Source organism: Sphingobacterium sp. GW821-FHT03E03, assembly GCF_059420745.1.
The window spans coordinates 46,978-73,177 of record NZ_JBWKUH010000017.1; the positions used below are offsets into that span (position 1 = coordinate 46,978).

At 41.8% G+C, this 26,200-nt stretch carries 19 protein-coding genes and 2 tRNA genes; 8 read left to right on the plus strand and 13 right to left on the minus strand.

Going from position 1 to position 26,200, the window contains the following annotated elements; genetic code table 11:
• Positions 1–70: 70 nt before the first annotated feature.
• Both AC07UV_RS17590 and glmM read right to left on the minus strand, forming a co-directional pair.
• On the minus strand, positions 71–2,146 hold the full coding sequence (locus AC07UV_RS17590) for a Na+/H+ antiporter (RefSeq protein ID WP_495184670.1): 2,076 nt from the start codon (positions 2,144–2,146) through the stop codon (positions 71–73).
• Positions 2,147–2,232: 86 nt separating this feature from the next.
• Positions 2,233–3,615, minus strand: coding sequence for a phosphoglucosamine mutase (gene glmM / locus AC07UV_RS17595; RefSeq protein WP_282249799.1), 1,383 nt, complete (start codon positions 3,613–3,615; stop codon positions 2,233–2,235).
• A 201-nt stretch (positions 3,616–3,816) separates the two neighbouring features.
• Between glmM and AC07UV_RS17600 the strand changes: the two genes are divergently transcribed.
• Together AC07UV_RS17600 and AC07UV_RS17605 are read left to right on the plus strand one after the other, a co-directional pair.
• A complete protein-coding gene (locus AC07UV_RS17600; protein ID WP_495184671.1) occupies positions 3,817–4,383 on the plus strand; it encodes a phosphatase PAP2 family protein in 567 nt (188 codons plus the stop codon).
• Between the two features lie 14 nt (positions 4,384–4,397).
• The gene (locus AC07UV_RS17605) at positions 4,398–5,216 is read left to right on the plus strand and encodes a ZIP family metal transporter (RefSeq protein ID WP_223583454.1); all 819 of its coding nucleotides are present in this window, start codon (positions 4,398–4,400) and stop codon (positions 5,214–5,216) included.
• On the opposite strand, the gene AC07UV_RS17610 is transcribed toward AC07UV_RS17605, so the two are convergent.
• Positions 5,217–5,666, minus strand: a complete 450-nt coding sequence (locus AC07UV_RS17610) for a MarR family winged helix-turn-helix transcriptional regulator (protein WP_282249803.1) — start codon at positions 5,664–5,666, stop codon at positions 5,217–5,219. It lies immediately after the preceding gene.
• 130 nt (positions 5,667–5,796) lie between these two features.
• On the opposite strand from AC07UV_RS17610, the gene AC07UV_RS17615 reads away from it, so the two are divergent.
• The 4 genes from AC07UV_RS17615 to AC07UV_RS17630 all read left to right on the plus strand — a co-directional run bounded on the left by AC07UV_RS17615 (position 5,797) and on the right by AC07UV_RS17630 (position 10,158).
• Positions 5,797–6,036 carry a FeoA family protein gene (locus tag AC07UV_RS17615; protein WP_223583452.1) on the plus strand — a complete coding sequence of 80 codons (240 nt, stop codon included), beginning with the start codon at positions 5,797–5,799 and terminating at the stop codon, positions 6,034–6,036.
• Positions 6,036–8,138, plus strand: a complete 2,103-nt coding sequence (gene feoB, locus AC07UV_RS17620; RefSeq protein WP_282249805.1) for a ferrous iron transport protein B — start codon at positions 6,036–6,038, stop codon at positions 8,136–8,138. The genes AC07UV_RS17615 and feoB overlap by 1 nt, the downstream gene beginning before the upstream one ends.
• Positions 8,139–8,196: 58 nt before the next feature.
• On the plus strand, positions 8,197–8,361 hold the full coding sequence (locus tag AC07UV_RS17625) for a FeoB-associated Cys-rich membrane protein (RefSeq protein ID WP_120259094.1): 165 nt from the start codon (positions 8,197–8,199) through the stop codon (positions 8,359–8,361).
• A gap of 375 nt (positions 8,362–8,736) precedes the next feature.
• Positions 8,737–10,158 (plus strand): amino acid permease, encoded by a 1,422-nt coding sequence (locus AC07UV_RS17630; RefSeq protein ID WP_495184672.1) that lies wholly within the window; start codon positions 8,737–8,739, stop codon positions 10,156–10,158.
• 102 nt (positions 10,159–10,260) lie between these two features.
• Here the strand turns inward: AC07UV_RS17630 and AC07UV_RS17635 are convergent, their stop codons facing one another.
• Both AC07UV_RS17635 and mnmA read right to left on the minus strand, forming a co-directional pair.
• Positions 10,261–11,325 carry a PA0069 family radical SAM protein gene (locus tag AC07UV_RS17635; RefSeq protein ID WP_495184673.1) on the minus strand — a complete coding sequence of 355 codons (1,065 nt, stop codon included), beginning with the start codon at positions 11,323–11,325 and terminating at the stop codon, positions 10,261–10,263.
• 377 nt (positions 11,326–11,702) lie between these two features.
• Positions 11,703–12,794 (minus strand): tRNA 2-thiouridine(34) synthase MnmA, encoded by a 1,092-nt coding sequence (mnmA, locus tag AC07UV_RS17640; protein ID WP_495184674.1) that lies wholly within the window; start codon positions 12,792–12,794, stop codon positions 11,703–11,705.
• A gap of 187 nt (positions 12,795–12,981) precedes the next feature.
• Between mnmA and AC07UV_RS17645 the strand changes: the two genes are divergently transcribed.
• Together AC07UV_RS17645 and AC07UV_RS17650 are read left to right on the plus strand one after the other, a co-directional pair.
• Positions 12,982–13,054: transfer RNA gene (locus AC07UV_RS17645), tRNA-Phe, on the plus strand.
• A 42-nt stretch (positions 13,055–13,096) separates the two neighbouring features.
• A tRNA-Phe gene (locus AC07UV_RS17650) sits at positions 13,097–13,169 on the plus strand.
• Positions 13,170–13,234: 65 nt separating this feature from the next.
• Here AC07UV_RS17650 and AC07UV_RS17655 read toward each other — a convergent pair.
• The 8 genes from AC07UV_RS17655 to fucP form a co-directional block, all read right to left on the minus strand.
• Positions 13,235–15,337, minus strand: a complete 2,103-nt coding sequence (locus AC07UV_RS17655; RefSeq protein ID WP_495184675.1) for a hypothetical protein — start codon at positions 15,335–15,337, stop codon at positions 13,235–13,237.
• Positions 15,338–15,366: 29 nt separating this feature from the next.
• Positions 15,367–17,124 carry a RagB/SusD family nutrient uptake outer membrane protein gene (locus AC07UV_RS17660; protein WP_282249815.1) on the minus strand — a complete coding sequence of 586 codons (1,758 nt, stop codon included), beginning with the start codon at positions 17,122–17,124 and terminating at the stop codon, positions 15,367–15,369.
• An 11-nt stretch (positions 17,125–17,135) separates the two neighbouring features.
• Positions 17,136–20,282, minus strand: a complete 3,147-nt coding sequence (locus AC07UV_RS17665; protein ID WP_495184676.1) for a SusC/RagA family TonB-linked outer membrane protein — start codon at positions 20,280–20,282, stop codon at positions 17,136–17,138.
• Positions 20,283–20,484: 202 nt separating this feature from the next.
• Entirely contained in the window at positions 20,485–21,537 is a 1,053-nt protein-coding gene (locus AC07UV_RS17670) for a hypothetical protein (RefSeq protein ID WP_495184677.1), read from the minus strand.
• A gap of 2 nt (positions 21,538–21,539) precedes the next feature.
• Positions 21,540–22,556 (minus strand): LacI family DNA-binding transcriptional regulator, encoded by a 1,017-nt coding sequence (locus tag AC07UV_RS17675; protein WP_495184678.1) that lies wholly within the window; start codon positions 22,554–22,556, stop codon positions 21,540–21,542.
• A gap of 36 nt (positions 22,557–22,592) precedes the next feature.
• Positions 22,593–23,135 (minus strand): RNA polymerase sigma factor, encoded by a 543-nt coding sequence (locus AC07UV_RS17680; protein ID WP_495184679.1) that lies wholly within the window; start codon positions 23,133–23,135, stop codon positions 22,593–22,595.
• Positions 23,136–23,145: 10 nt separating this feature from the next.
• Entirely contained in the window at positions 23,146–24,810 is a 1,665-nt protein-coding gene (locus AC07UV_RS17685; RefSeq protein WP_495184680.1) for a ribulokinase, read from the minus strand.
• 16 nt (positions 24,811–24,826) lie between these two features.
• The gene (fucP, locus tag AC07UV_RS17690) at positions 24,827–26,173 is read right to left on the minus strand and encodes an L-fucose:H+ symporter permease (protein ID WP_282249821.1); all 1,347 of its coding nucleotides are present in this window, start codon (positions 26,171–26,173) and stop codon (positions 24,827–24,829) included.
• Positions 26,174–26,200: the final 27 nt, after the last annotated feature.

Below are 26,200 nucleotides of genomic sequence, written 5' to 3' on the forward strand. Positions count from 1 at the left end.
CTTGCTATTTTTTGAGCCTTTGAGCCTTTAGGCAGTTTTGAGCCTTCCGGCATTTGGAGGAAGAATCAGCTTATTTGCGCGTCAGGCGCGACTCTTCTAAATCCAATGAATATTCCAGATCTTTGATAACATCACTGTCGTACTCTTTGCTTTCTTTCATCTTCGCTAAACCGTTGCGACGTACAACCAGAATTTCGAGCATAATTTTATTGTACAATCCCCGAACGGCTGATAGCTGTGCTCGGGTATCCTCTTCTTTGGCCCGTTCAGATGCATTTATACTTCGGATAAGCTGTTCTTTTACCCGTGCGATTGTCTCGTACTCCATCATCTCCTTGGCATAATGCTTATCGAGATAGGCTATAGAGTCTCTACCGAGCCTAACACGGATTTCATCAATTTGCTCTTCCATCGGCACCTGCTCATCAACCTCCTCGATCTTGATCAATTTTATCAGCAGGGGAAGTGTAAGTCCCTGAAACACCAGAGTCACCAGAATAACGACAAAAGTGATAAACAAAATAAGATTACGATGCGGGAAAGCTGTTCCGTCATATAACGTCATCGGGATAGCCAGGGCTGAGGCAAGTGAAACGACACCTCGCATACCAGCCCAACCGACGATCAATGGCAATTTCCACCCCGGACCTTTTTCTCTGACGCGAACTCTTTTGAACAATAAGCGTGGAACATAAGCCGAAAGATAAACGGCCACCAATCGCAAAACAATAACAATAACACAGATGGCCAAAGAAAAATCAATAGCCTCTTCCATGGAGTATTCACCCAATCCATTGATGATCACCGGAAGTTCAAGACCGATCAGGATAAAAACAAAACCGTTCAGTAGAAACCCTATTGTTGCCCAAACCTCCTTGGTTTGGATACGAGTATGATAATTGAGATAATCACCTGCCCGGAAAGAAAGAAATAAACCACCACTGACCACTGCCAAGACGCCTGACCATTCAAAATGTTCGGCAACGATATACATTAGGTAAGGGGCGATCAGTGTAATGGGGGTTGATATACTGGAGGACTTAGCGACATAACGCAAGAAGAAATACAAGATATGGCCGATCACAAGTCCAACAACAACACCCATGACTGACAGCACAAGAAATTGAGTTGTTGCTGTACCCATCGCAAATTGCCCCGTTAGGATAGCGATGGAAGCAAACCGAAACACTGTCAAAGAAGCCGCATCATTAACCAAACTCTCCCCCTCCAGGATAGCAATACCGCGTTTGGGTATACTCACGCCTTTTAATACTGAACTTGCGGCTACAGCATCCGGTGGAGAAATAATACCACCCAAAAGAAAACCTAAAGCCAAGGTGAAGCCTGGAATAATACTGACTGAAAAATAAGCAATTGCCAAGGATGTAAAAAAGACAAGACCAAAACCCATGATGAAAATAGATCGGCGCCATTTCAGAAAATTGTTCCAGTTGGTATACCAGGCTGCTTCAAACAGCAAGGGTGGCAAAAACACTAAAAAAACAATATCGGGATCTATGCTAATCACGGGCGCTCCAGGAATAAGAGAAATCCCTAAGCCCCCAATAACCAATAAAATGGGATAGGATATCTTTAACCGTTGACTTAGGACAAATAGCATCGCCATAAAGAAAAACAACACCATTACCAGGAGTACATTATTATGAACATTGTGCCCCAGCTTTCCGCCAATAGCAGATTTGACCTCCTGATAAGGTGCGAGCATAGACAGATTATATTGTTGAATTTTCCAATCGTTGTCTATTTTGCTCAATACACCGGTACCACGAAAGTACTTTGTGTTTATCTTAAAGGTTTCGTCAAACCATGCTGTTGTACTGTCGTTATTAAAATGGACAGATCTGTTTTGGTAGGTATAATTCCAGGCATATTTGGGGTTAAAATACTGCTCAGAGAATTTATCGCTATGGTTTTTATCCCAACGTTCCTCCCGGTCGGCACCCAATATTACCGCATCTGTCGCAAGTGAATTGATAAAGGGGCCAAACTTCACCTCGCCTGAAGATTTGTGCCAGGTATCTAATGTCTTATTGATCGCATCAAGGGGCTCCTGGGCCATCAGGGGAACCGTAAATAAAAATAGACTCAAAAAACAATAAATCGCTATAAAGGTTTTTTTAATCATAAATTATGAAAACGTGTTTTTATTTTCTGGAAATATCTTTCCATGTAGATCATAAAACAAAAAGCTGCGGATGCAGCTTTTTGTTTTTATTTAATTATTTCTTCGATCTCGCGAATGATTTTCTGCGCAATCTGCTCAGCGGCTTCCGGTGTCGGTCCTTCAGAGTAGATCCGAATGATTGGTTCGGTATTGGATTTACGCAAATGCACCCATTCATTTTCAAAGTCTATTTTCAGACCATCGATGGTACTGTGTTCTTCATTTTTATATTTCTCCTCCATTTTCGCCAAAAGATTGTCGATATCCAGTTCTGGAGTCAACGTGATCTTATTCTTAGACATGAAATATTGTGGTAGTGAAGCACGGTATTCAGAAGCTTTCTTGCCCAGCTTAGCCAAATGCGTCAGAAAAATAGCTACACCGACCAAAGCATCACGACCATAGTGTGAGGCTGGATAGATTACCCCACCGTTACCTTCACCACCGATCACTGCATCTACTTCTTTCATTTTAGTAACCACATTGACCTCGCCAACAGCAGCAGCATAATATTCACCACCATGTGCTTTGGTTACATCGCGCAATGCACGTGTAGATGATAAATTGGAAACCGTATTACCTTTTTTATGTTGTAAGAGATAATCTGCAACTGCAACAAGTGTATATTCCTCACCAAATAACTCACCATCTTCCATCATAAAGACCAAACGGTCCACATCTGGATCAACGGCAATTCCCAAATCAGCTTTATTTTCGATTACAGCAGCAGATAAATCTGTCAAATGTTCTTTTAAAGGTTCTGGATTATGTGGAAAATTACCATTAGGCTCACAGTGAATTTTATAAATTGTCTGCACACCAAGCGCATCCAACAAAGCCGGGATAAATGTACCACCCGTGCTATTCACCGCATCCAAAGCAACTTTAAAGTTCGCCGCTTTGATTGCTTCCTTATCTACATATTCCAATGCCAAAACAGCATCAACATGTTTTTGTAGGTAAGAATAATCTTTGTGCACTGATCCTAGTTCTTCCACAGCAGAAAAATCAAAATCCAGGGATTCTCCAAGGGCTAATACTTCCTGACCTTCCGCATCAGATATAAATTCGCCTTTCGCATTTAACAGTTTAAGCGCATTCCATTGTCCTGGGTTATGCGACGCTGTCAGGATAATACCACCAGCTGCTTTTTCCAGGGGAACAGCAATCTCTACTGTTGGTGTTGTCGATAATCCCAAATCAATCACATCAACACCGATACTTTGCAGGGTTCCAATAACCAGGTTGCTGACCATTTCGCCAGAAACACGGGCATCCCTTCCAACCACAATTTTCTTTATTCCGCTTTGCTTTACGATGATAGTTCCGTAAGCAGCTGTAAATTTAACGATATCTATCGGCGTAAGTCCTTCTCCCGCACGACCGCCTATCGTACCTCGTATTCCTGAGATTGATTTAATTAAAGTCATTTCCTTTGAATTGATTAACGTGTAAATTTAGCATTATGGCAATAAAATATCGAATTAAAATTATAATTATTGAATATTTAATGTATCTTTGTTGCAACAAAGTTGTTTTTAAAAGAAACAATCGTTTGCAATGAAATTATTTTTACTTTTGAAAAGCGAGTTTTTAAAAGTTTGGGAATTTCATTGTAATCAACAAGATTTATGATTCAACAATTAGTACACATCGACCAAGAAATTTTTCTTGCCATCAATCAAGGTTTAAGTAACCCTGTATTTGATTGGCTGTTGCCTATATTGCGTAATCCGTACACATGGGCTCCATTGTATCTATTTCTGGTTATTTTTTTCATCAAAACCTATGGAAAAACAGGTATACTGATTGTGGCGATGACATTGGCTACTTTCGGTATTTCCGATGGTATCTCATCTCATTTGATCAAAAAAACTGTCAAAAGAATCAGGCCCTGCAATGATGTGGAATTTAAGGAAAATGTCAATATCCGGGTACGATGTGGCTCCGGATTTAGCTTTACATCCTCTCATGCGGCCAATCACTTTTCCTTGGCTTTCTTTTGGATTGTGCTATTCCGAAGAAGATGGAAATATGTACTTTGGTTGTGTATTGCCTGGGCATTCCTGATTTCAGTCTCCCAAATCTATGTTGGTGTTCATTACCCGTTTGATATACTCTGTGGCTCCGCGTTGGGAATCCTCGTTGGGTTGGCTACAGGCTATCTGTTTAAGCGGTTCGTGCCTAGCTTTTTTTAAACTGAACAAGTATAATGAATTCAATTTTATTGATTTTAATTTTATTCGTACCTGCATTTGCAAGTGGTATCGCTGTCTTTTTTGTACAGAAAAAAGGGACAAATTTTCTAAAATTGATCCTTTCTTTTAGTGGGGCTTACCTATTCTCCATTACTGTACTGCATTTAATTCCACATGTTTATCAGTCGACAAACACCTCACCCGAAATATTGGGTATCTATGTACTTGGAGGCTTTCTGTTCCAGTTATTCCTTGAGCAATTTTCGCAGGGAATTGAACATGGGCATATACATACCGAAAATGAGCATGGTCATCACAGCCATAGTTTTCCGATCGGTATAATGTTTAGTTTATGTCTACATGCCTTCCTGGAGGGAATGCCATTGGCGGCAACACATCAGACCGAACTTGCATTAGGGATTTCGATCCATCATATTCCAGCTGCATTTGCCCTAGGCAGCATCTTGATCAGCACACACCTAAAAAAAAATACGATTATCATCACACTGGCGCTCTTCGCCGCTATGACTCCTTTCGGCTTTCTATTGAGTAAAGCAATTAGTGCCGGTGAGGTGGGTAATATTCAACAATATTTTGATAAAATCATGGCTGTGGTAATTGGTATATTTCTGCATATATCCACGACAATATTGTTCGAGTCCGGATCTATAGACCATCATAAATTCAACAAAAGAAAGATGATTGCAGTAATTGCCGGTGTGGCCATTGCTCTGGCAAGTTTTGCTTTTGGCGGTGAACACGACCATGCACATGGACATGATGAAGGCCATCAAGAGCTGCATGATCATGACCACCATGACCATGCACATTAATTAGCCTCTTAGCTTGTCCAATAAAGTACTGAGCTGGATTGCTTCCTTTTCACTGATTCTATTGGTTAAAATATCCGTCATCAGCATCGGCTCTTCGAGATTTTCAAGGATCTTCAGGCCTTTATCGGTGATAACCAGATCAACGGCGCGTTTATCACCACCCGATTGACAGCGGGAAACAAGTCCTTTCGTCACCATCCGATCTATCATACGGGAAATATCGGGTGTTGTACTTAGCATTCTTGATTTGATCAGGTTATTGGTTGCAGGTTTTGGATATTGGCCTCGGAGGATACGTAAGACATTAAATTGTTTCAAAGTGATCCCTTCTTCGGCTGCTCTTTGTTCAAGTTCATTATTCAGCCAATTGTACGTATATAGAATGTTTACGGTACAACGATGCCATTCATTACTGAATTTACTTACTTTGATTTCGTCCTCGATTTTCATTTTGGTTGATAATTAATCCCTTTTACTCGTAAAGATAGCTGTTTTTTGCGCTAAATACATAACTATGACATTAGAATCATTCTAAATGGTAGAAAATCTGTATATTTGGAGAATACAAAAAATTAGGTAGATGCGTAATAAAACTAGCTTAGACAAGCTAAAAAAAGGGGAAAAAGCGGTGATTATTGATTTTGATTCGCACGATATTCCAGCTAAATTTTTCGAATTAGGTTTTGTGCCTGGTACAGAAGTAGAAGTGAAACATATCGCACCTTTAGATGGTCCTATATGTTTAAATATTATTGCTAATAACGCCTTGATTGCCATTCGCAAATCCGAAGCTAAAGTCATCCTTATTGATCAGAAATAATGAATAACCCGATTATTGCACTTTTGGGTAATCCAAATGTGGGTAAAACATCCCTTTTTAACCGGATTACAAAATTAAATCAGAAAGTAGGAAACTATCCTGGTATCACTGTAGAAAAACGTGAAGGACAAGTTAAAGCCAACAACAAAACCTATCGTATTATTGACCTTCCAGGAACCTATACCTTGTTTCCGAGTTCAATGGACGAAGAAGTCGTCTTCAATACCTTGGTCAACAAAGAAAACAGTTTTAGACCAAACCTTGTTATTGTTGTTGCCGAACCAACAAACCTGAAAAGGTCTGTCATCCTCTATCAACAAGCGCGAGAGCTCGGGCTTCCGGCCATCTTTGTCATCAACATGATTGATGAGGCCAAAGAAAAAGGAATAAGTATAGATATCCCAAAGCTTGAACAGCTACTTAATACAAAAGTTTACGAAACAAATGCACGTACGGGACAGGGTATCGATCAGTTGATCAAGAATTTCGATGCTACCCCGCCGATGTATGTCAGCAAATTTCAGTTGCCCCCAATAGCAAACGAAGCATTGGAAGAAACCAAAAGACTGTTTCCTTTGGACACTGAATACCATACCTGGCAGTATCTGGCTAAAGGGGAGGTCTCTTTTCTATCGAAAGAAAAAAACGATTCTATTCAGCAAATTCGTGACAAGCATCAGTTAAAAGCGGAGAAACTACAGAAAGAAGAGGCCATTCTTCGGAGCAAATCCTTAGATGGCAACTTAGCTGAAATCTATACCAAGGACGATGCTTCCAACAAAAACAAGACAAACGCGATCGACAAAATATTGCTCCATCCAATCTTTGGGTATCTGATCTTCTTTGGTATTCTCTTCCTGATTTTCCAGGCAATCTATACCTGGTCAGGACCGGCTATGGACTTTATTGATGGTCTCTTTGGCGATTTCGCAGCCTACACCCAAACAACCTTGCCAGCAGGACCTCTGACGGATCTGTTGAGCAATGGTATTATCAAAGGTATCGGTGGTATCGTAATATTTATCCCACAGATCGTAATTTTATACATTTTTATTTCCATTATGGAAGAGACTGGCTATATGAGCCGTGTGGTTTTCCTGATGGATCGTTGGCTCAGACCTTTCGGGTTAAACGGAAAATCCGTTATACCTTTAATCTCTGGTGTAGCCTGTGCTGTTCCAGCGGTCATGTCTGCACGTAATATCGAAAATGCAAAGGAACGACTTGTCACCATATTGGTCACGCCGTTCATGACCTGTTCTGCCCGTCTACCCATCTACATCGTATTGATCGGATTAGTTATTCCAGACACCAAATATGCAGGATTTCAATTGCAGGGTATGGTTTTATTTGTCATGTACCTCCTTGGGATATTTGCAGCATTGTTTTCGGCCATACTCTTGACCAAAATCATTAAATCCAAACACAAGTCTTTTTTAATCTTTGAGCTTCCGACCTATAAATCTCCAGACTGGAAAAACGTTGTTTTAAATGTTTGGGAGAAAACATCAAGTTTTGTCTTCGGAGCAGGTAAAATTATCTTGGCAATCTCTGTTATTCTGTGGGCACTAGGTAGTTTTGGCCCGAACGACAAGTTCAGTAAGGCCGAGGAATACGTGACGCAAAACAACCCTAATCTTTCGGGAGACGACCTTGACCATGAGATCTCTTCTTATCGTCTTGAGCATTCCTTTTTGGGCTATCTTGGCATGGCAATTGAACCAGTTGTAGAACCCCTGGGGTATGACTGGAAAATGGGAATCGGTTTGATCTCTTCATTTGCGGCAAGGGAAGTTTTTGTCGGAACAATGGCAACTGTGTACAGCCTTGGAGACGAGGTTGATATCGAAGATGAAGCCAGCAAGACAACGGTATTGAGTAAGATGCGCAGCGAGATCAATCGTAACACAGGCTTACCGGCCTACAATTTTGCTTCGGGTATATCGCTGCTTTTATTTTATGCTTTTGCCATGCAATGTATGAGTACAATAGCCGCGGTAAAAAGGGAAACAGGATCGTGGAAATGGACATTAATTCAAGTTGGTTTTATGACAGGCCTGGCTTATTTCAGTGCCTTGATTGCCTATCAGCTATTAAAATAAATTGACAGATTGTGGATTGGGGAACTTTTCAACTTTCACAAATAAAAAATAAAAGATCATGGATAATTTAACAGTACAATATCTCATCGTTGGAATTTTGGTGTTAGCGGCTGTATGGTATGTCGTTAGAAATGTCCGTAAATCACTGAAAGGTAAATCAGGTTGCTCCAAAGGTTGTGGATGCAGCTGCGGAACAGTGGAAAAACCACAGAAAGCAAATTAATTTATCTTTTATTGTATCATTTACAAACAAAATTTCGTTCTAAGGTGGAGTGGCCAAAAATCACACTAGCTACGAATAAATGAAACGCTACCATTCTCATGGTAGCGTTTTCTATTAAAAACCTGTCTTCCAGTAGTATTAATCAAGATTACTTTCTAGTCCAGCAAAAAGCAAAGCCTAAGCTGCATAAAAATACCTAAGTGTTTATTAACTTTATGCACTTAGGTCAAAATGCGGTAGTACCAAATTAAATAATTTGTAGTACTTTGCAGATAAACCGATTTTCATCTCAATCCCGCGTTGGAAAAGAGATGAGTAGAATATTCAGGATCAAGACTGATCGACACTAAATAAGTAACCGTATTAACCATACAAATGGAGAAACAGAATAACAAGGATTCGAAACAATTAAAAAGGGGACTTCAAAATAGACATATTCAGCTGATCGCTCTTGGTGGCGCCATTGGAACTGGATTGTTTCTTGGAATAGGAAAAGCTGCTACACTAGCGGGACCAGCGGTGATACTTGGTTATGCCTTTGCAGGGATAATTGCTTTCTTCATTATGCGCCAATTGGGAGAAATGGTGGTTGAAGAACCTGTATCTGGTAGCTTTAGTTACTTCGCTAATAAATATTGGGGTTCTTTTGCCGGTTACGCCTCTGGCTGGAACTACTGGGTGCTCTATATTTTAGTAAGCATGGCCGAACTAACAGCCATTGGAGTATATGTCCAATTCTGGTGGCCGGAAATTCCATTATGGGGATCAAGCTTATTTTTCTTCTTCGCTATCAATGCCCTGAACCTTGCTTCTGTAAAAATTTATGGCGAGACCGAATTTTGGTTTTCAATCATTAAGGTTGTCGCTATTATTGCCATGATTGTCTTTGGTGTCTATCTCCTGGTTAGTGGTACAGGAGGTGAACAGGCTAGCCTGAGCAACCTCACTTCGCATGGTGGTTTTTTTCCAAAAGGCTGGTTTAACCAGACTGGAGATGGCAGCTATGAAGGTCTGCTATCCGCCATGGCACTGATCATGTTTTCTTTCGGTGGACTCGAATTGGTGGGTATTACTGCTGCCGAAGCCGAGCATCCGGAAAAAAATATCCCCAAAGCGACCAATCAGGTTATCTACCGGATATTAATCTTTTATGTAGGCGCTTTGATTATCTTGTTTTCGCTTACTCCATGGACAAATATCAACGCGGATACAAGCCCTTTTGTGCTGGTGTTTGACAAACTCAATGGTTTTGAATTTACATTATTCGGAAAAACATTCTATTTCACAAAAATTATCGCAAATGCACTCAATCTGATCGTGCTCACCGCAGCCTTATCAGTTTACAATAGCAGTGTCTACAGTAATAGTAGAATGCTCTTTGGGCTTGCTGAACAGGGTAATGCACCCAAGTTTTTATCTAAGCTAAACAAAAATCATGCACCTATAAATGCTATTTTGGTTTCGGCAGTATTTGCTGCGATCTGTGTTTTTATCAATTATGTCGCACCTAAGAATGCATTGGAGATCCTGATGTCGCTGGTTGTATCTTCGTTGATCATCAACTGGGTAATGATTTCAATCACGCATTTATATTTTAGAAAAAACAAAATCGATGTACATGTAAAAACGAAATTCCCTTCGTTTCTATATCCATTGAGCAATTATATCTGTCTTATCTTTCTGATCGCTGTACTGGGTATCATGTGGGTAACAGGCATGAAATTGCCAGTTGAACTGATCCCTGCCTGGTTATTATTGTTATATATCAGCTATATATTGATTAAAAGAAAAAAGTAAGAATTTGTGAGTCAGTTTTATCGGCTTCATAATTTCGGAGGCTATCAGCCTCCGGTCAAAATAAAGGGCCAGATTCGTTTAGAAATCTGGCCCTTTATTTTATTAAAACAATCCCAACTGCATTCCCGCATCGGGCAAGCGGAAAAGATCCCTTCTCAGGGGCGGAAGCACCCCGTTATCCATATATTTCTTAACAGAAAGCTTAAACAGGTGCTGCAGGCTCTCTGCCATATTGCCATCCCCTTTTATCCGTCGTCCGAAATCAGTGTCATTAATCTTTCCACCATGACAAGCTTCGATCCAATGCAGGACCTTCTCGGCGCGATCGGGATAATTCTGATACAACCAATCTTTAAAGATACCACCGATTTGCCCGTTGAGTCTAACAATGGTATACGAGGCTGTAATTGCTCCCGCATCTGCTCCCGAGCGGATCAAATCTGAAATTTCGTCGCTATTGATTCCCGGAACGATGGGGGCCATCATCAGCATCACAGGTACTCCTATCCCCGTCAATCCCTCGATCAGTTTTAAACGGGCCGAAGCTGTAGCGGTCCTGGGCTCCATCTTTTGGCGTACCTCTTCACGAAGCGAATTGATGGTCACGGCAACAGATACCAGATTTAGTGCTGCAAGCTCACCTAGGAGATCAAAATCTCGTCGCATCAATACATTCTTACTGATAATAGAAACTGGATTCCTGTATTTAAGCATCAATTCTAAAAGTGAGCGTGTGATCCCCAATTTCCGTTCAATAGGTTGGTAGCAATCTGTATTGCCGGAGAGCATAATCAAATCAGGCTGATAGCTTGACTTGCGGAATTCATGCTCCAATAGTTGAGCGGCATTGTGTTTGACCAGGATCTTGCGTTCGAAATCTAATCCAGCACTAAAACCCCAATACTCATGCGAATTGCGGGCATAGCAATAAATACAACCATGCTCACAGCCCTGATAAGGATTAATTGACCTTTCAAAGCGCAGGTCTGGACTATTGGATTTGGAGATAATGGACTTCGGATGTGTCGGAATAAACTGTGTTTTTTCGGCCCCAAGAAATTCTTCGTCCAAACCTTCGATATGTTCCTGAACATATTGATTGGAAAAAAATTTGTTATTGGGATTGATCTGTGCCCCTCTGCCCTTAAAATATTCTGACGGATTCATAATTTAAAATTACTAAAATTATTAGTAAATAGAAAATAAAAATCTGTCTTTAAATATTCTCATTTGAACGATTATGGATACAATCTCGGCCACTTATCCATGTTCCAGATATCGATAAGTTTGAGGGCTTGCAAACGGCAGGCATAGTTATTCTCTTTCTTCTAGCAGAACCATGTGAAATAAATATGCTAGTTCAATAAACTTAGTACAATTCGTTTTTAAATCCCGCCAGCACAATAGCTGCAAATAACCTTAGAAATCCCTTATGAAACTAGAGTAGCACGATCGTTTACGCTGGGCGCACAAATAAAAATCCCTATACTGCATCTACAGTATAGGGATTAGATTTCTTCTGCTGAATTTCAGATCAGCTTTTATTATTTCATCAAGAAACCACCGCCTAAGAGATCATTTCCTTCGTAGAATACGGCTGATTGTCCCGGTGCAATACCTTTCACATTGTGTACAAAGTCTATACGCACTTTATCGCCTTCTTGCGAGATGGTAGACAAAGCACCTGAATCTTTATAACGCACTTTTGAAATTGCCTCCATTGGTTGTTCGAGACCTGCATATTTGACAAAGTTCACATTGCGTACATAGGCATGTGATTTTTCAAGCTCATGCTCCTCACCCAATACGACAGTATTACTTTCAGGGAGAATCTCAATCACAAACATCGGTTTACCCAAAGCAATACCTAAACCTTTACGTTGACCGATGGTAAAATAAGGGTAGCCAATATGTTTACCAACAACTGTTCCGTCTGAAAGGATAAAATTACCCGGACCGATCTGCTGATCTAATGTAGGTACTTTATGTCTCAGAAACGCACGGTAATCATTGTCTGGCACAAAACAGATTTCGTAGCTTTCCGATTTATTGGCAAGCTCCTTCTGTCCCATGTCAAGCGCCATTTGACGGATTTCTTTTTTCGTAAAGGATCCTAATGGGAACTGTGTCCGCGCCAGATTTTCCTGCGATACACCCCATAGGACATAAGATTGATCCTTATTTTCATCTTTACCCTTTGATATGACATAACGGCCATTATCGTGCATACGAATATTGGCGTAGTGTCCTGTAGCGATAAACTCGCAATCCAGTTTATCAGCACGTTTCATCAACGCTTCCCATTTGATGTGGGTATTACAAAGAACACAGGGATTGGGAGTACGCCCAGCAATGTATTCCTCTACAAAATTATCAATTACAAAGTCTCCAAACTCATCGCGTATATCTAATATATAATGAGGGAAACCATAGTTTACGGCTAATGTACGAGCGTCATTGATACTGTCGAGGCTACAACATCCAGTCTCCTTAGACGAACCACCTGCAGATGCATAATCCCAAGTCTTCATCGTGATACCTATGACCTCATATCCTTGTTCGTGGAGCATGACAGAAGCAACGGAGCTATCGACCCCTCCACTCATTGCAACTAAAACTCTTCCTCTTTTACTCATCGCTATTTATTGAAATGCAAAGATACAGCTTATTCCTTTTTCTCTATGTTAGTTTCTTGTAATTTTATCTCGATCAAAATCAACACTTTCGAAAAAAGAGCAAAAATAATCCACATAAAAATTTTAGAATTCAAATTATCACACTATATTTGCATCGCAATAGGGGAACAAACCCATAGCAGAAAGCGGTGCCATAGCTCAGCTGGTAGAGCAAAGGACTGAAAATCCTTGTGTCCCTGGTTCGAACCCAGGTGGCACCACGCTTCAATCTGATGATCACAGATTTAAATAAAAGGTCAACTGGTGCCATAGCTCAGCTGGTAGAGCAAAGGACTGAAAATCCTTGTGTCCCTGGTTCGAACCCAGGTGGCACCACAAAAAAAGCCTGTTCATTTGAGCAGGCTTTTTTTGTTTCTTAACTACCATACATTGGTAAAAGACTACAAGCCCTTCCCCTGCAAAAAATCCGTTCCATAATGGTCTAATATTCGATTATAGGCTTCCGCTGCAGCACCATTGCCCCAATCATAAATTGTAAACTCCCCTATGCCCAGACCTTTTGCATTTGTCTCGCCACCATGACCATAGTTTTCCATCATAAAGCCATAATCTTCTTTTCCAAAAAATGGCCACGCTTCTTCCCATTGTACTTGGGTATCCGGGTTTTCAGGACAGTACATCATAACAAAGGAAGCCCGTAAAGCCGCTAAACCACGCTGAAGGTATTCCTTTTGCTTCAATTCCTTACCATAGCGAATAATCAACTCAGCAAACAAACTCTGCCTGGCATCGTTCCATTCTCCATCTGCATTCATCACGCCAAATCCGCCCAAAGCTTTTATCGGAATAAAATGGGGCTGCCATGCGGCCTGTGTCATCAACAGTTCGTCCAAGGTACGCTGGCCAATCTTGAGGTATTGTTTCGATCTAGTGGCTTGATAACATTCCAATAGCGCCTCCGCTGTCCAAAACATAGAAAAATTATTCTGCTTGTACATGTCATTGCGCAATACCTTTTCCCCTACCCAATCTTCGGCACCGACACGCGAACAGGACCAATAGGTTTCAAAATCTTCCCAGCGCCCATTGGGTATAATTTCCTTTATAATTGCTTGCATTGCTCGTAGAGCCGCTACTTTATACTCCTCCTTTTGCGTCATGCGATAAAGAGTCAATAAAAAGGTAACCGACAACGCGCTTTCGGGTGAATCATTTAGGTGAGTAAGAGGCTTTAATGTCTCTACATCAAGCCAGCCTGGAAAAAATCCATCCGCTGATTGAACTTCGAGCAGAGACCTCGCGTAATCTTCGGCATAAGCGAGCAAACGAGGGTCTTTTTCGAGCTCGTCGTACCAACGCAACATCAGCAACGCCGTCCAGCTCATATCCAGCAGATGAAAAGGGGATTTACGGGCATCCCAGGTATAAGGATTTCGATTTGAATTTCCCCAATAATAGTGTTCCCAACCTTTACTACGAACGGATTTTTTATCGCCTTGTCCGTCGATAGTTTCTTCCATTTCAGTTCCGATCAGACCATAGAAAAATCCCCCCTTTTTGGGATAGGATAGCGCCAGTTCCTTGGTTAGATTCGCCTTATCCAGGAGTTCAGAGTCTCCTGTCCGCTTTGCAAAGCGATATAGGCCACTGGCTGAACGTAAAGAACTAAACCAGGCCTGATTCCATATTGAACGAAATTCCCGTTCATTGGTTTTCCCAGGATAATTCGGACTCTGTGTGGTATTGACGATAAAAGTCGGTGCACCTACTTTTTTTCCATTAATTTCAAACGACTGCCATACCTGCTTGACCCAGGATTGAAATGCCCAGTGATAGCTATGCCGCACATAGGCTTCCATATCTCCGGAGATTGGTTCGCCCTTCTCAAAAAGACCTGCGCCCCAATTTTTCCAGTAGAAAGCCAGCGGCCTACGAAAGGGATTTTCTGCCACTTCCCGATCGTCAAAGGCAAGAACATAAAATGCAAATTCAAATTTACCACGCGTGTATGTATTTCCGGATTTCCGTTTGAACAAAACATGTTCTCCGACTTGCGCCAGCGACCGTCCCAGTGTTAACTGTTTTTTTTGCGCGTCCATATCCATATACCAATCCTTGGCCAAAGTACTATTCAACAGATCTACATCGGGAATAATAACAAGTTGCTTCCGTTGATCAGTTAACATTATCATCGGCGCCCTAAAGACATGCTGTGCAATAATATGGCTATCCGAAGGTGTCAAATGTGGTGCCCAATGAAATGTGGGCTGAAATGCTGGCAAAATTCTGATCCGCCAATCATCACAACGCACATCTTCGGGCAGATCTACCGAAACCCGCACCTTCACTACCTGACTCGCAATTTTCTGATAGCTCAATTGGGGCAGTTGCCCCCCTATACTATCAACTTTAATTGCTTTAATCAATGCATTTATTTTCCCTGGATCCACATTCGCCCAGCATTGCTGGTATAAGCAACATAATGTCAACAGTATCAACAAACAGTAAGGAAATACATTATTCTTGATCAATAATTTTATCATCACACTTCGGTTTCATTTATAGTTATGAACTAATAGCCAGGATTTTGTACATAATTCCCTTTGGCCCAGTTAATCTGAGGTTGAGGAATCGGAAAATATTCATCACGTCCTGCTGTAAAACGTCCTGCTCCCAGCCACTTAAACCTATTTTTTTCTACTGAAAAGTAGGCATTCATTGTTGGCTCCAATATTCCCCAGCGTTGCAGATCAAAAAAACGGCGCCCCTCCGCGGCCAGCTCGAGACGATTTTCCCATTGTAATGCCTTCCAGGCAAAAGCTTTATCCCAAGTACAATTGACACCAGGTTGATAGGTCGCAATTTTGTAATTGAGAACCGGAGAACCATCCTTTTTCACTAACCTCGCTGTGCTTTTAGCAGCTCGTTCACGAATCTTGTTGATCAGTATCAATGATTCGTTCCAACGGTCCAGTTGAATCAGTACCTCGGCTTTCCAAAGTAAAACCTCATCATAGCGAATCATTTTCTTGTTCATCGAGTTAAATTGCCAGCCATCATATAACAAACATTTACAATCTGGTTGTGGCAATTCCTTAATAGATTTCAAGTAACCATACTCGGCACCATTTCGAATTCCCTTTGTTTCAAAAAGAAGATTCGGATTATATTTCCAAGGCTGCCCCGGCGCGGCGACAGTATGGCTAAATCGCGGATCAAAGCTGTTCCCACCAAAAAATACAGCGTCCCCATCCGCGTAACTCCCATTATTGTATGTATCAAATAAAGGAAGACCGTTTGTTCCAGTTTTAAATGCATTTGCCATCGTATAGCTGATCTGGTGAAATCCGCAACATTGAAAACCACCCCATTGGAATGGGTGATTTAATCCCTCACCTCGATTGATCTTACCTCCACTCGAACTTCCATCATCAATGGAATATTGAATCTCCCAAATAGATTCTTTTGTCTTGTTATCAAAATTTATGTCAAAATTTTCGGCAAAATCTGTTTGCAAACCAACCTTCCCTCCTTCCTGGTCGGTCAATTTGTTGAGATAAGTCAATGCTTCGCTCAACCTTTCTTTATTAATATTTACAACAGTATGTTTATCATTTTGTTCATACGCCATAAATAACAGCGTTCGGGCAACCATCGCTGTTGCCGCATTTTTATCAACACGTCCTTTCTCAGGCTGCGTCGCTGGTAACAACTGTTCGGCCTCTTTAAAATCAGCCAATATTCTTCCCCAAAGATACTGATCGTTGGGTTGGTCTTTTTCTCTATTCGGTACCGCTTCAAAGTCTGCACTGGTGCCAACGACTTTTTCATCAATATAAGGAATGTATTTCCAAAATTGCTTTAGCCTAAAAAAGGTGAATGTCCGTATAAATTTCACCTCTCCGAGACGGGCATTCTTTTGTGGAAAGTCTTCCTCCTTGATCTGCTCCAATTTTTGTATCGCCGTATTGCAACGTTGAATAATCTGGTAAGAGACATACCAGGGATAGTCTAGGGGCCATCCATTGGGATTGACTCCAACAAAGATCTCCATATTATGCCAGCCATCACCATCCCATGTTCCGCCACCACCTTTATAGGAATCATCTGCCCGCATAGAACCCGACCACCAGGGTGCAAAAGGTGAATCAAATGACGGAATATCGGTCATCCTTGCATAGGCGGCGGTCACAAAACCGTCCATATCCTCTGGTTTAACCAGAAAAGATTCGTCCAGCACCTGTTTGGGTGCAATATCAAGGGAATCAGTACAACTTACAATAGTTAATAGGAAAAGCGCAAGGCATATTTTTATTTTATACGTTTTCATAATAGGGAAGTTTAAAAGGTTACATTGATACCAAAGGTTAAAAACATCGGAGTCAGATAGCCATAGTCAGGCATTTCAGGATCAAAACTGGTATATCGGTCTTTTCCCCAACCTTTTTTGAATGTCAGGAGATTACGGCCAGAGACATAAAATCTTAAATTATTCATGGCTGCTTTCTTGGAAATCGCTTGTGGAAGTGTATACCCAAGTTCTATATTCCTCAATTTCAAATAAGATCCATCCTCCACAGTATAACTGGAGGGGCGCTGTTCCGCATTAAGGGTGGAATTGGAAATCGCCGGAATATCAGCATCCATCTGATCAAAATACCATCCATCCAAAATACGTGTGGGGTGATTTTTGTGTGCTGGGACATTGATATTCCACAGGTCAGATTCCAATTTCCATAGGTTATTTACTTTATTGCCAAAGACCCCCTGAAAGAAGATATTAAGGTCAAAATTGCGGTAACTAAAGTCAAAGGTTATCCCACCGAAAAACTTAGGATCTTTGACTCCAATATAAGTCCGGTCATAAAACTCTTCGATCTTTCCATTGCCATCGATGTCTTTGTAACGTATCCGCCCCACTGCCTTTCCAGGCTGCGCAGCATGATTATCAACTTCCTCTTGTGTCTTAAAGATACCATCTTCTACCATGCCATACAAGATATTTGGTGTCCTACCTAACACAAGGTCATTGACCCCATTTCCCGGGTATTTATTGATGACATCTTTAGGAAGGCTAACGATTTTGGTCTTATAAGTCCCCAGATTTGCAGAGATGGTATACCGAAACGCATTTTGCGGATTGTTGTGATAACTAATATCCAATTCTATCCCGCGGTTATTCATACTTGCACCATTGATCCAGGGTTCCCCACCTTCACCCATGGCGGCAATGTATGGAGTCTGAACCAAGATATCTTTTGTTTTCTTAAAATAGTAACCAAAAGATCCGCTAAGCCTGCTATCAAATAGGCTAAAATCTAGGGCGACATCAGTTTGTGTGGTTGTTTCCCATTTGAGATTAGGGTTGCCTAGCCAGGTCCGTCGATATCCCGAAAATATTGGTCCGGTTTCATTCCCTTCGATCGGGTAAGATGTTCCAAAATAGTCTGTTGTAAATGGTGTCGAGGTATAACCTCTTGGCAGCCCCTGTACACTTCCATTAGCTCCCCATCCGCCACGCAGCTTAAGGTCAGATATAAATGCATATTTTTTCATAAATGGTTCGTTGCTGATCCGCCAACCAGCAGAAAATGCTGGGAACATAGCGAATTTGTTGTTTGCGCCAAAAAGTGAGGATCCATCCCGACGCAAAGTCGCCGACAGCAGGTATTTTTGGTTATACACATAGTTGGCTTTGGCGAAATAAGACAGGTATACATATTCGTCGGCCGTGCTTCCAAGTGAATATTTGGTTCCATTGGTTACTCCAATATGCGCAAAATCACGATCTTCCAGATATATTCCTTCCCGTCGGGCAGAGAAACCTTCCTCGACAAATCGTGTGTATTCAGTTCCCAACACCGCATCTAAGCTATGTTTATCATTCTGCAGGCTGTAAGAAAGCGTATTTGTCCACACATAACTGAGGGGATGAGACTGGGTATTCCCCACATAATTTTCATCGTCACTATTTCGTCCACCTGTTTCCGACCATTTCTTCTCCACATTCCTTCGATAGGCATTCCCATAGTCTATACCAAATTGTGAGCGGGCAGAAATTCCCTTCCAGATATTTAGATCCACAAAGACATTACCGATCATTTTGACATAATTATTTACATTGTCTTTGTTATCGGTCAGTACACGCACAGGATTTGTGAAGTCGTCAAAACCCGCCGCACCAGCCCAGCCGCCATAAATATCATGTACAGGAACAGCTGGTGGATTGATCAATGCCCAACGCATTTCGTTTGCATCACGGTATCTTAAATACGAAACCGCAAAATTCTCCCCTACTTTTAGGCGGTTATTGATTAAATTAATCTCATTGTTAGCACGCAGTGAAAACTGTCTAAAAAAGGTATGGATCTGTGTTCCTTGGTTTTCAAAATAACCCAATGAAAACATGCTTTTTGATTTTTCCGTCCCACTGGAAACAGATACCTGATGATTTGTCATCAGGCCTGGACGGAGAATTTCATCAAGCCAGTCAGTATCGGCGCTTTTCACCGTTTTCTCGGCATTGAGATACTCCGCTGGTTTAACAGCATCGAGCACAGCGCGTCCTTCAGCATCCCTATGCCAGGTAAAATCATACGTTTTGGGCAAAGTCAATGGCACCCCATAGACCGCCTCATCGTAGGCATAAGCCCGAAAGGTCGCCCGCCCATATTCCTCGGCATTCATCAATCTGGGCTTGCGCACAATACTGCTTACTCCAACGCTACCATTATAGTCCACTTTTGTCTGTCCAATTTTGCCCTTCTTAGTTTGGACAAGAATAACCCCACCGGAAGCCCGTGCACCATAGATACTTGCGGAAGCCGCATCTTTCAGGACCTGAATAGATTCAATATCTGCTGCATTGATGTCGCGTAGATTGAGATTCTCGGTAGGCATACCATCCAAAACAATGAGCGGTTTAACTCCGCCGGAAAGTGACGACAAACCTCTGATCTGTACGTTCACACCCTCTGCCGGATTTCCACCATTGGTGGTGATGTGCACACCCGCTAATTTTCCCTGAAGTGATTTCATGGCATTCGCCGATGGGTTCCTAGCAATATCACTCGCATTTGCGATAGAAACGGAGCCTGTTAAATCGGCTTTCCGTTGCGTCATATAACCGACATATACTTCGGCAAGCATATTGCTCTCATCCGTAAGGCTCACATTAATCAAATCGTTTTCACCCACTAAACGTTCTTCAGTCTTCTTCCCGGTATACGAGAAAACAAGTACACTTTCTTTGGAGTCAATCGGGATTTCATATTTTCCGTCTGAGGTGGTGACAGTCCCGCCTGTTTTCCCTTTGACCTTCACATTGACGCCTGCAAGTGTTGTATTCGTACCACTTTCCCGCACTTCGCCCCTGATGATCCTTTGCTGTAATACGGTCGGGGATTCTATAGCTTTTGCATGCAAAAAAAATGTACAAAACAGAAAGGCTATACAGAGCCGGTGTGCTAAATTTAGGTAGCGTTTCATAGTCATTAATATTAGGTGTTATTAATCAGTTTATACTACGGCACAAAAATTTAATCGTTTAAGCTAAATATCGGTAATGATGCAGCAGCTATATACTTAATACGTTCGATCATACGAAATCCTCTGCTGGGAAACTATTTTTTTATTAAATCAACCCGTTCTGCGGGTGGATTCGTTTTCTCGTTGGTTATTGTTTCGTTGGTTAATGTTTGATATGCTGGATGAATGCTTCGGCCGAAAGCGGCGTAATCCCAAAAATAAAGGAATCTCCTGCCTTAAATGGTTCCTTCAATTCAAAATTTTCAATGGAGACGCCTCCGGGTATGGGTTCTTTACTCGCCCAATAAGTGAATCTTCCGGTTAGCAGTCCATTGAGCTGCTCGCTGGGATTCTTTTTTATCCAGTATTGGGTCGCCGGTTTACCCCGATACTTCCAATGCTGATTAGTCCCAGCTGTATAAACGGTTTTGAGATAATCTGCTTCATCAGGAGCTGCAATAAAATAAACATGCCCTTTTTTGTCTCTGATCATACGTTGTTGCGGAAAATAGGCATGTGGCGTAAAATGGATGTCTTTGTAATCGGACCATAACTCCAGCGAGGATTCTTTTCCATCTTGCAAGAAAAGTGTCCTTAGCCTAGATTTATTGCCCATTGTCGCGGTTAGTATGAAATAATCCAGTTCTTCAGATCCTTCATAGGTATAGGTCGCCAATTCAAATTCATAGGGTCTGGATGCAAAAAAACGAAGCCTAGCATAAACTTTTGCACCATTGTCAAAGGGTTCTGCAAATAGATATATTGTGAGGGTCTCCTCACCATTGTTTTGGGCAACGATCCCCCGTGCTGGATATCTTCCATCCAGGGCTGATACCCCTGTCGGATGGTCTGTACTCCAAAAATGCTTTCCGCGTTTTCCGGGATGGATACTACTCATTTCAAGTTCGGAAAATCCACGGGCCTCCTTTCCCTTGGGAATAGGCTCAAAGGCAATAAAATTCATGACTTCCGGAAACCCATAATTTAAATAAGGGGTATAAATCCGGATCAGTCCTCTTGGTCCCGGCAAAGGATCTAATCCGATCCTTATACCATTTACATGTCCCCAAACTGGCATCGCCGGCTTTCCCTGTACAGGTTGTACCCAAGCCCCCATCGTATCCGGTGGTGCCAGTTCCAGCCATGACATGGAACTTCCCTGACCATATAAAAGGTCTGCCACCAACACTAGTAAAGGGAGTAATAGCCGTTTCATTTTTATTTTTGACAAGACTTTCGTGCAACGATTTCCACATCCAACATAACCTTCTGTTCGCTGGAAACTTTCCCACGTAATTGTTCAAGCAATATCTTCACTGCTTCTTTCCCGATCATGGACAATGGTTGTTTGACATAGCTTATTGGGCAATAAAACAGATCATAGGCTTCACTCTCATCAAAGCAAAAAACTGCTAAATCATCTGGAACAGTAATATTCAGTTCGTTGATAATCTTTAAACCCATAATAGATAGGGTATTTGTTGAAAAGAGAATAGCGTCTACACCCCTATCCGGCTGCAACAGCTCGATAAATTGCTCCCTAAAGTAAGTCGCATTATTAAACTCCACCTCACATACCAAGCTACTGTCCTCGGTATTCCCCTGATCTAGTAACGCTTGCAGGTAACCGCTATAACGATCCTCTGTATGCTGCAGCTGGTTTTTATAACAGACATAGGCAACTTTAGTATGCCCTTGGTTCAGCAGCAGCTGGGTAGCCTGATAAGTTGCGTTAAAATTATCAACAACCACATAACTTGTTTCCAAATCCTTAAAATAACGGTCAATGAGTACGAAAGGAATATTGGCTTTCTTCAGATATTCCAGTTGCGAAGCTGTACCCTCTGCAGGTGCTATAATAAAACCGTCTATCTGCCGATTCATAAATGTATCGATCAATCGCTGCGAGTTTTCTAGATTCTCATCAGAACTTCCAAAAAGCACACTATAACCATGTTTTTTAGCTTCATCCTCTATCGCACGAGCGAGATTCCCAAAAAAAGGATTGGAAATATCAGCCACCAATAATCCAATCGCCTGCGACTTACCGCTTTTTAAGCTTTTCGCAATCTGATTGGGTTGGTAGTTCATCTCTTTTGCCATCTCCCGTATACGTTTTGCCGTGTCTTTATTTACCCTTGTCTGTTCGTCTTTATCGTTCAATACATAAGACACTAATGCGGTAGAAACGCCTACCGCTTCTGCTATATCCTTCAGTGAGATCTTCTTGCTCATATTTTTATACTAAATAGTGTGGACACCGTTATCATATTAGTTCCAATGCACTTTAATAAACTGCATAGCCTTAACGATGTGGTCACTTATTGTTGATGGTGAAATATGCAATAATTCGCTTACTTCTTCATAACTCCTTCGCTCAAATTTACACAGTTCAAACACCTGCTTTCTTCGCGGGGGTAATTTATTGATAATTCCTTCTAATTTAGAATATTTGTCCTCATGGAATATACATTCCTCATCAATTTGATCCACCACATTTATAAAATCACGATAGGTCAATGTAAAACCTTGCTCCCTTTTTTGCCTACGATAGTGATCCATAATTAAATTTCGGCCAATCTGAAACAGATAGCTTTTCAATGATTTTTCGGTCTTGATCGTATCCCGCAATTGCCAGGTCTTCAAAAAAACATCTTGAAGAATATCCTCTGCTGTCTCTTGAAAATTGAGCAGAAACATAAACTTTTTATACAAAGTCCCCTGATAGGTTGTATAGACCAGATTAAAAGTATCATGATCCAGAACACCCTGCAGCCCGCCCATATGGGCTTGTTTTTGCATTATCGTTTCCATCCTAAAAGCATTAAGTCAGCACTTTATTATCATGATTATTTTGAACAGCACCATAACGTAAATACTGTGCATACCGATGATCAAAATGCGCCCTATATTCAGGTCTAGGCTGTACAATTTCCTTATCTCCCTTTCCCATACGGGCTGCCGCTTCTTCTATTGTATCATAACTGTTGCTAACCACTGCTGCAAACATACAAGCTCCCAATGCGCAGACCTGTTCTGTAGCTGCAATATGTATCGGTCGATTTAATATATCAGCCATCATCTGCATAGCGAAGGGAGATTTACTAGCGATTCCGCCAATCGCATTGATCCCTTCCACCCTTACCCCTTCGCTTTCGATACGCTCCATAATCGCCCGTGAGCCAAAGCAAGTTGCCTCAACCAAAGCGCTAAAAATTGCAGGTGCCGTTGTCCCTAAGGAGAGACCACCGATCAGACCTTTCAGCGTTGGCGCTGCATCCGGTGTCCGTCGACCATTAAACCAGTCTAAAGCAAAAGGATCATCGATATGCAATGGTAACTGTGCAGCTGTACGATTGAGTTCCTTTAACAGTTCTGTTTCCAAATGTTCATAAACAGCACTGAAATCGGCCGAAGAATTTAATTTTGCTGGCCAGAGAAGCAAATCCTTAAACCAAGAAAACACATCGCCAAAGGCAGACTGTCCAGCTTCAAGTCCCACCATCCCCGGAATAATGGAGTCTTCAACCTGACCACATATACCTTCCACAAATACGCCTTCCATCTCTGGTTTGGGCACGACCATCATATCGCATGTCGATGTACCTATAACTTTGCTGATGTAGTAGGGTTTTATTTCTCCTCCTACAGCGCCTACGTGCGCATCGATGGACCCGATACCGATTTGCACGTCGGTAGAAAGCCCCAGTCGCTCAGCCCATGCTGCGCAAAGGTATCCCGCGGATTCAGTAGCCGTATATACGCTATCCCCAAATCGTTCGGCATAGGTACCCAACATCGGATCGATCTCATTAAAAAACTCCGTATCGGGTAAACCGCCAAAAGCGGGTGACCAAAGTGCTTTATGTCCTGCCGCACATACATTCCGCTTCATCTGATTTGCATCATTGCCACCTACCAACAAAAAAGGCATCCAGTCACTGTGTTCTACCCAGGTATAACAAGCTTCCCTAACGGCTGGATCAACACGAAGTACATGTAATAATTTTGCCCAGTACCACTCCGAAGAATAGATTCCACCGACATATCGCAAGTAACCTCGGTGATCTTTTTTTCCGACCACATTGATTTCTGCCGCTTCATGGATAGCTGTATGATCCTTCCAAAGCACAAACATTGCATTGGGATTTTCCTTAAGAGTATCAAGAAGAGCCAGGGCCGTCCCCTGTTCATCAACAGCTACGGGTGTCGATCCCGTCATTGCCATAGATAAGGCGCCAATGCTTTGTCTAACTTCCGGATCCACCGTCTGTAGACAGGTTTTAACCGCTGAGGTCAACCCTTCTATATAATCCGATGGATGCTGACGAAATTGACTGCTGCCGGCATCACAGTACAAACCTTTATGCCACCGTTCATATAAACAAACCGATGAAGAAAGGATCTTTCCAGTGATTGTATCCATCAGCATAGCCCTGACAGAATCCGTCCCAAAATCCACTCCAATAACATACTTATTCTTACTCATATTCCTGTTCTCCTTATTAATGGGACACACCCACAGTGATACGTTCTGTTTTAAGTTTACGCTTGATCCAAAACCCGTAAAACGCAATAAACAAATAACATAGTAATGGTATAAAAAAACCAACAGCCATCTTAGAATGATCAGAAATCAATCCCATAATGGGTGGACAGAAGGCTCCCCCTGCAACAGCCATCACCAAGAAAGAAGAAGCCTTCTTCGTCAATGTACCTAGATCTTGAATTCCTAGTGCAAAGATGGTCGGAAACATGATGGACATAAAAAAATATGTCGTGAATAGGCTGAAAACCGAAAGCCATCCGATATCAGCAATGACAACCGTAACCAACACACTATTCGCTATCGCGTACCACATCAATAATTTACGTGGACTCACAAACCGCATAAAATATGCACCAGTAAGACGCCCGATCCAGAAGGCTCCCATCCCACCGATAGCGAGCAGGATCGAGGCCGCCTGTTCATTATTTTTGGGCATAAAAAAATCGCCAAAATAACCTAAGTGCACCATGATATTGCTGATAGGCGTTTGCAGATCATGAACAGCATCTATGACATAATTGATAAAAAATGAATTCGTGCCGGTCTGTGCAGCGACATATAAGAATTGCGCTGCAACAGCCAATATAAAAGCTGGATATTGCAATAGCTTTCGCAATGGCGGGTTTTCCTCCCCATCTGTATCGGGGTCTTCTTTGACTTCGGGCAGCTTGATGACCATAAAAATAAGCAGCACCACCACCACGATACTACCGATCATCATATAGGGTGTCACTAAAGAATCAAACTTATCATGTTCACCCGTTGACTCCATCCCAAAAACGAAAAGCCCTCCGATAAGTGGTCCTAATATCCACCCGAGTCCGTTGAAAGATTGAGAAATATTAATTCGTCGGGCAGCTCCAGCCTTATCTCCCAATACAGTAGAATAGGGATTAGCAGCAGTTTCTAAAAAAGTAAGTCCACAGGCCAACACAAACAAAGCGATTAGGAAAGGAATAAAAGCGCCCAAGGCCGCAGCAGGATAAAACATAAAAGCACCTATAGCAAAAATAGCTAGGCCAAGGATAATACCTCTTTGATACCCATAGCGTTTAATGAATAATCCTGCAGGCAAGGCCATGGCCAAATATCCAATATAAAGGGAAAACTGCACAAAGCCGGATTGCGCTTTACTGACATGCAAAAGATCCTGAAAATGCTTATCCAGAACATCTAAGAAACCGTGGGCAAAGCCCCAAAGGAGAAATAGGCTGCAAATAAAAATGAACGGCACAAGATAATTAACTCCTTGCTCATTGACAAAAAGGGATTTTTTCTTTTTTCTTGGGGATGTCGTGTTCATGGTAATAGAAATTTTATTGAAGCCTAA

Coding starts and splice junctions, on each gene's coding strand:
- AC07UV_RS17590 (WP_495184670.1), bottom strand. CDS start 2,146: ATGATTAAAAAAACCTTTATAGCGATTTATTGTTTTTTGAGTCTATTT.
- glmM (WP_282249799.1), bottom strand. CDS start 3,615: ATGACTTTAATTAAATCAATCTCAGGAATACGAGGTACGATAGGCGGT.
- AC07UV_RS17600 (WP_495184671.1), top strand. CDS start 3,817: ATGATTCAACAATTAGTACACATCGACCAAGAAATTTTTCTTGCCATC.
- AC07UV_RS17605 (WP_223583454.1), top strand. CDS start 4,398: ATGAATTCAATTTTATTGATTTTAATTTTATTCGTACCTGCATTTGCA.
- AC07UV_RS17610 (WP_282249803.1), bottom strand. CDS start 5,666: ATGAAAATCGAGGACGAAATCAAAGTAAGTAAATTCAGTAATGAATGG.
- AC07UV_RS17615 (WP_223583452.1), top strand. CDS start 5,797: ATGCGTAATAAAACTAGCTTAGACAAGCTAAAAAAAGGGGAAAAAGCG.
- feoB (WP_282249805.1), top strand. CDS start 6,036: ATGAATAACCCGATTATTGCACTTTTGGGTAATCCAAATGTGGGTAAA.
- AC07UV_RS17625 (WP_120259094.1), top strand. CDS start 8,197: ATGGATAATTTAACAGTACAATATCTCATCGTTGGAATTTTGGTGTTA.
- AC07UV_RS17630 (WP_495184672.1), top strand. CDS start 8,737: ATGGAGAAACAGAATAACAAGGATTCGAAACAATTAAAAAGGGGACTT.
- AC07UV_RS17635 (WP_495184673.1), bottom strand. CDS start 11,325: ATGAATCCGTCAGAATATTTTAAGGGCAGAGGGGCACAGATCAATCCC.
- mnmA (WP_495184674.1), bottom strand. CDS start 12,794: ATGAGTAAAAGAGGAAGAGTTTTAGTTGCAATGAGTGGAGGGGTCGAT.
- AC07UV_RS17655 (WP_495184675.1), bottom strand. CDS start 15,337: ATGATAAAATTATTGATCAAGAATAATGTATTTCCTTACTGTTTGTTG.
- AC07UV_RS17660 (WP_282249815.1), bottom strand. CDS start 17,124: ATGAAAACGTATAAAATAAAAATATGCCTTGCGCTTTTCCTATTAACT.
- AC07UV_RS17665 (WP_495184676.1), bottom strand. CDS start 20,282: ATGAAACGCTACCTAAATTTAGCACACCGGCTCTGTATAGCCTTTCTG.
- AC07UV_RS17670 (WP_495184677.1), bottom strand. CDS start 21,537: ATGAAACGGCTATTACTCCCTTTACTAGTGTTGGTGGCAGACCTTTTA.
- AC07UV_RS17675 (WP_495184678.1), bottom strand. CDS start 22,556: ATGAGCAAGAAGATCTCACTGAAGGATATAGCAGAAGCGGTAGGCGTT.
- AC07UV_RS17680 (WP_495184679.1), bottom strand. CDS start 23,135: ATGGAAACGATAATGCAAAAACAAGCCCATATGGGCGGGCTGCAGGGT.
- AC07UV_RS17685 (WP_495184680.1), bottom strand. CDS start 24,810: ATGAGTAAGAATAAGTATGTTATTGGAGTGGATTTTGGGACGGATTCT.
- fucP (WP_282249821.1), bottom strand. CDS start 26,173: ATGAACACGACATCCCCAAGAAAAAAGAAAAAATCCCTTTTTGTCAAT.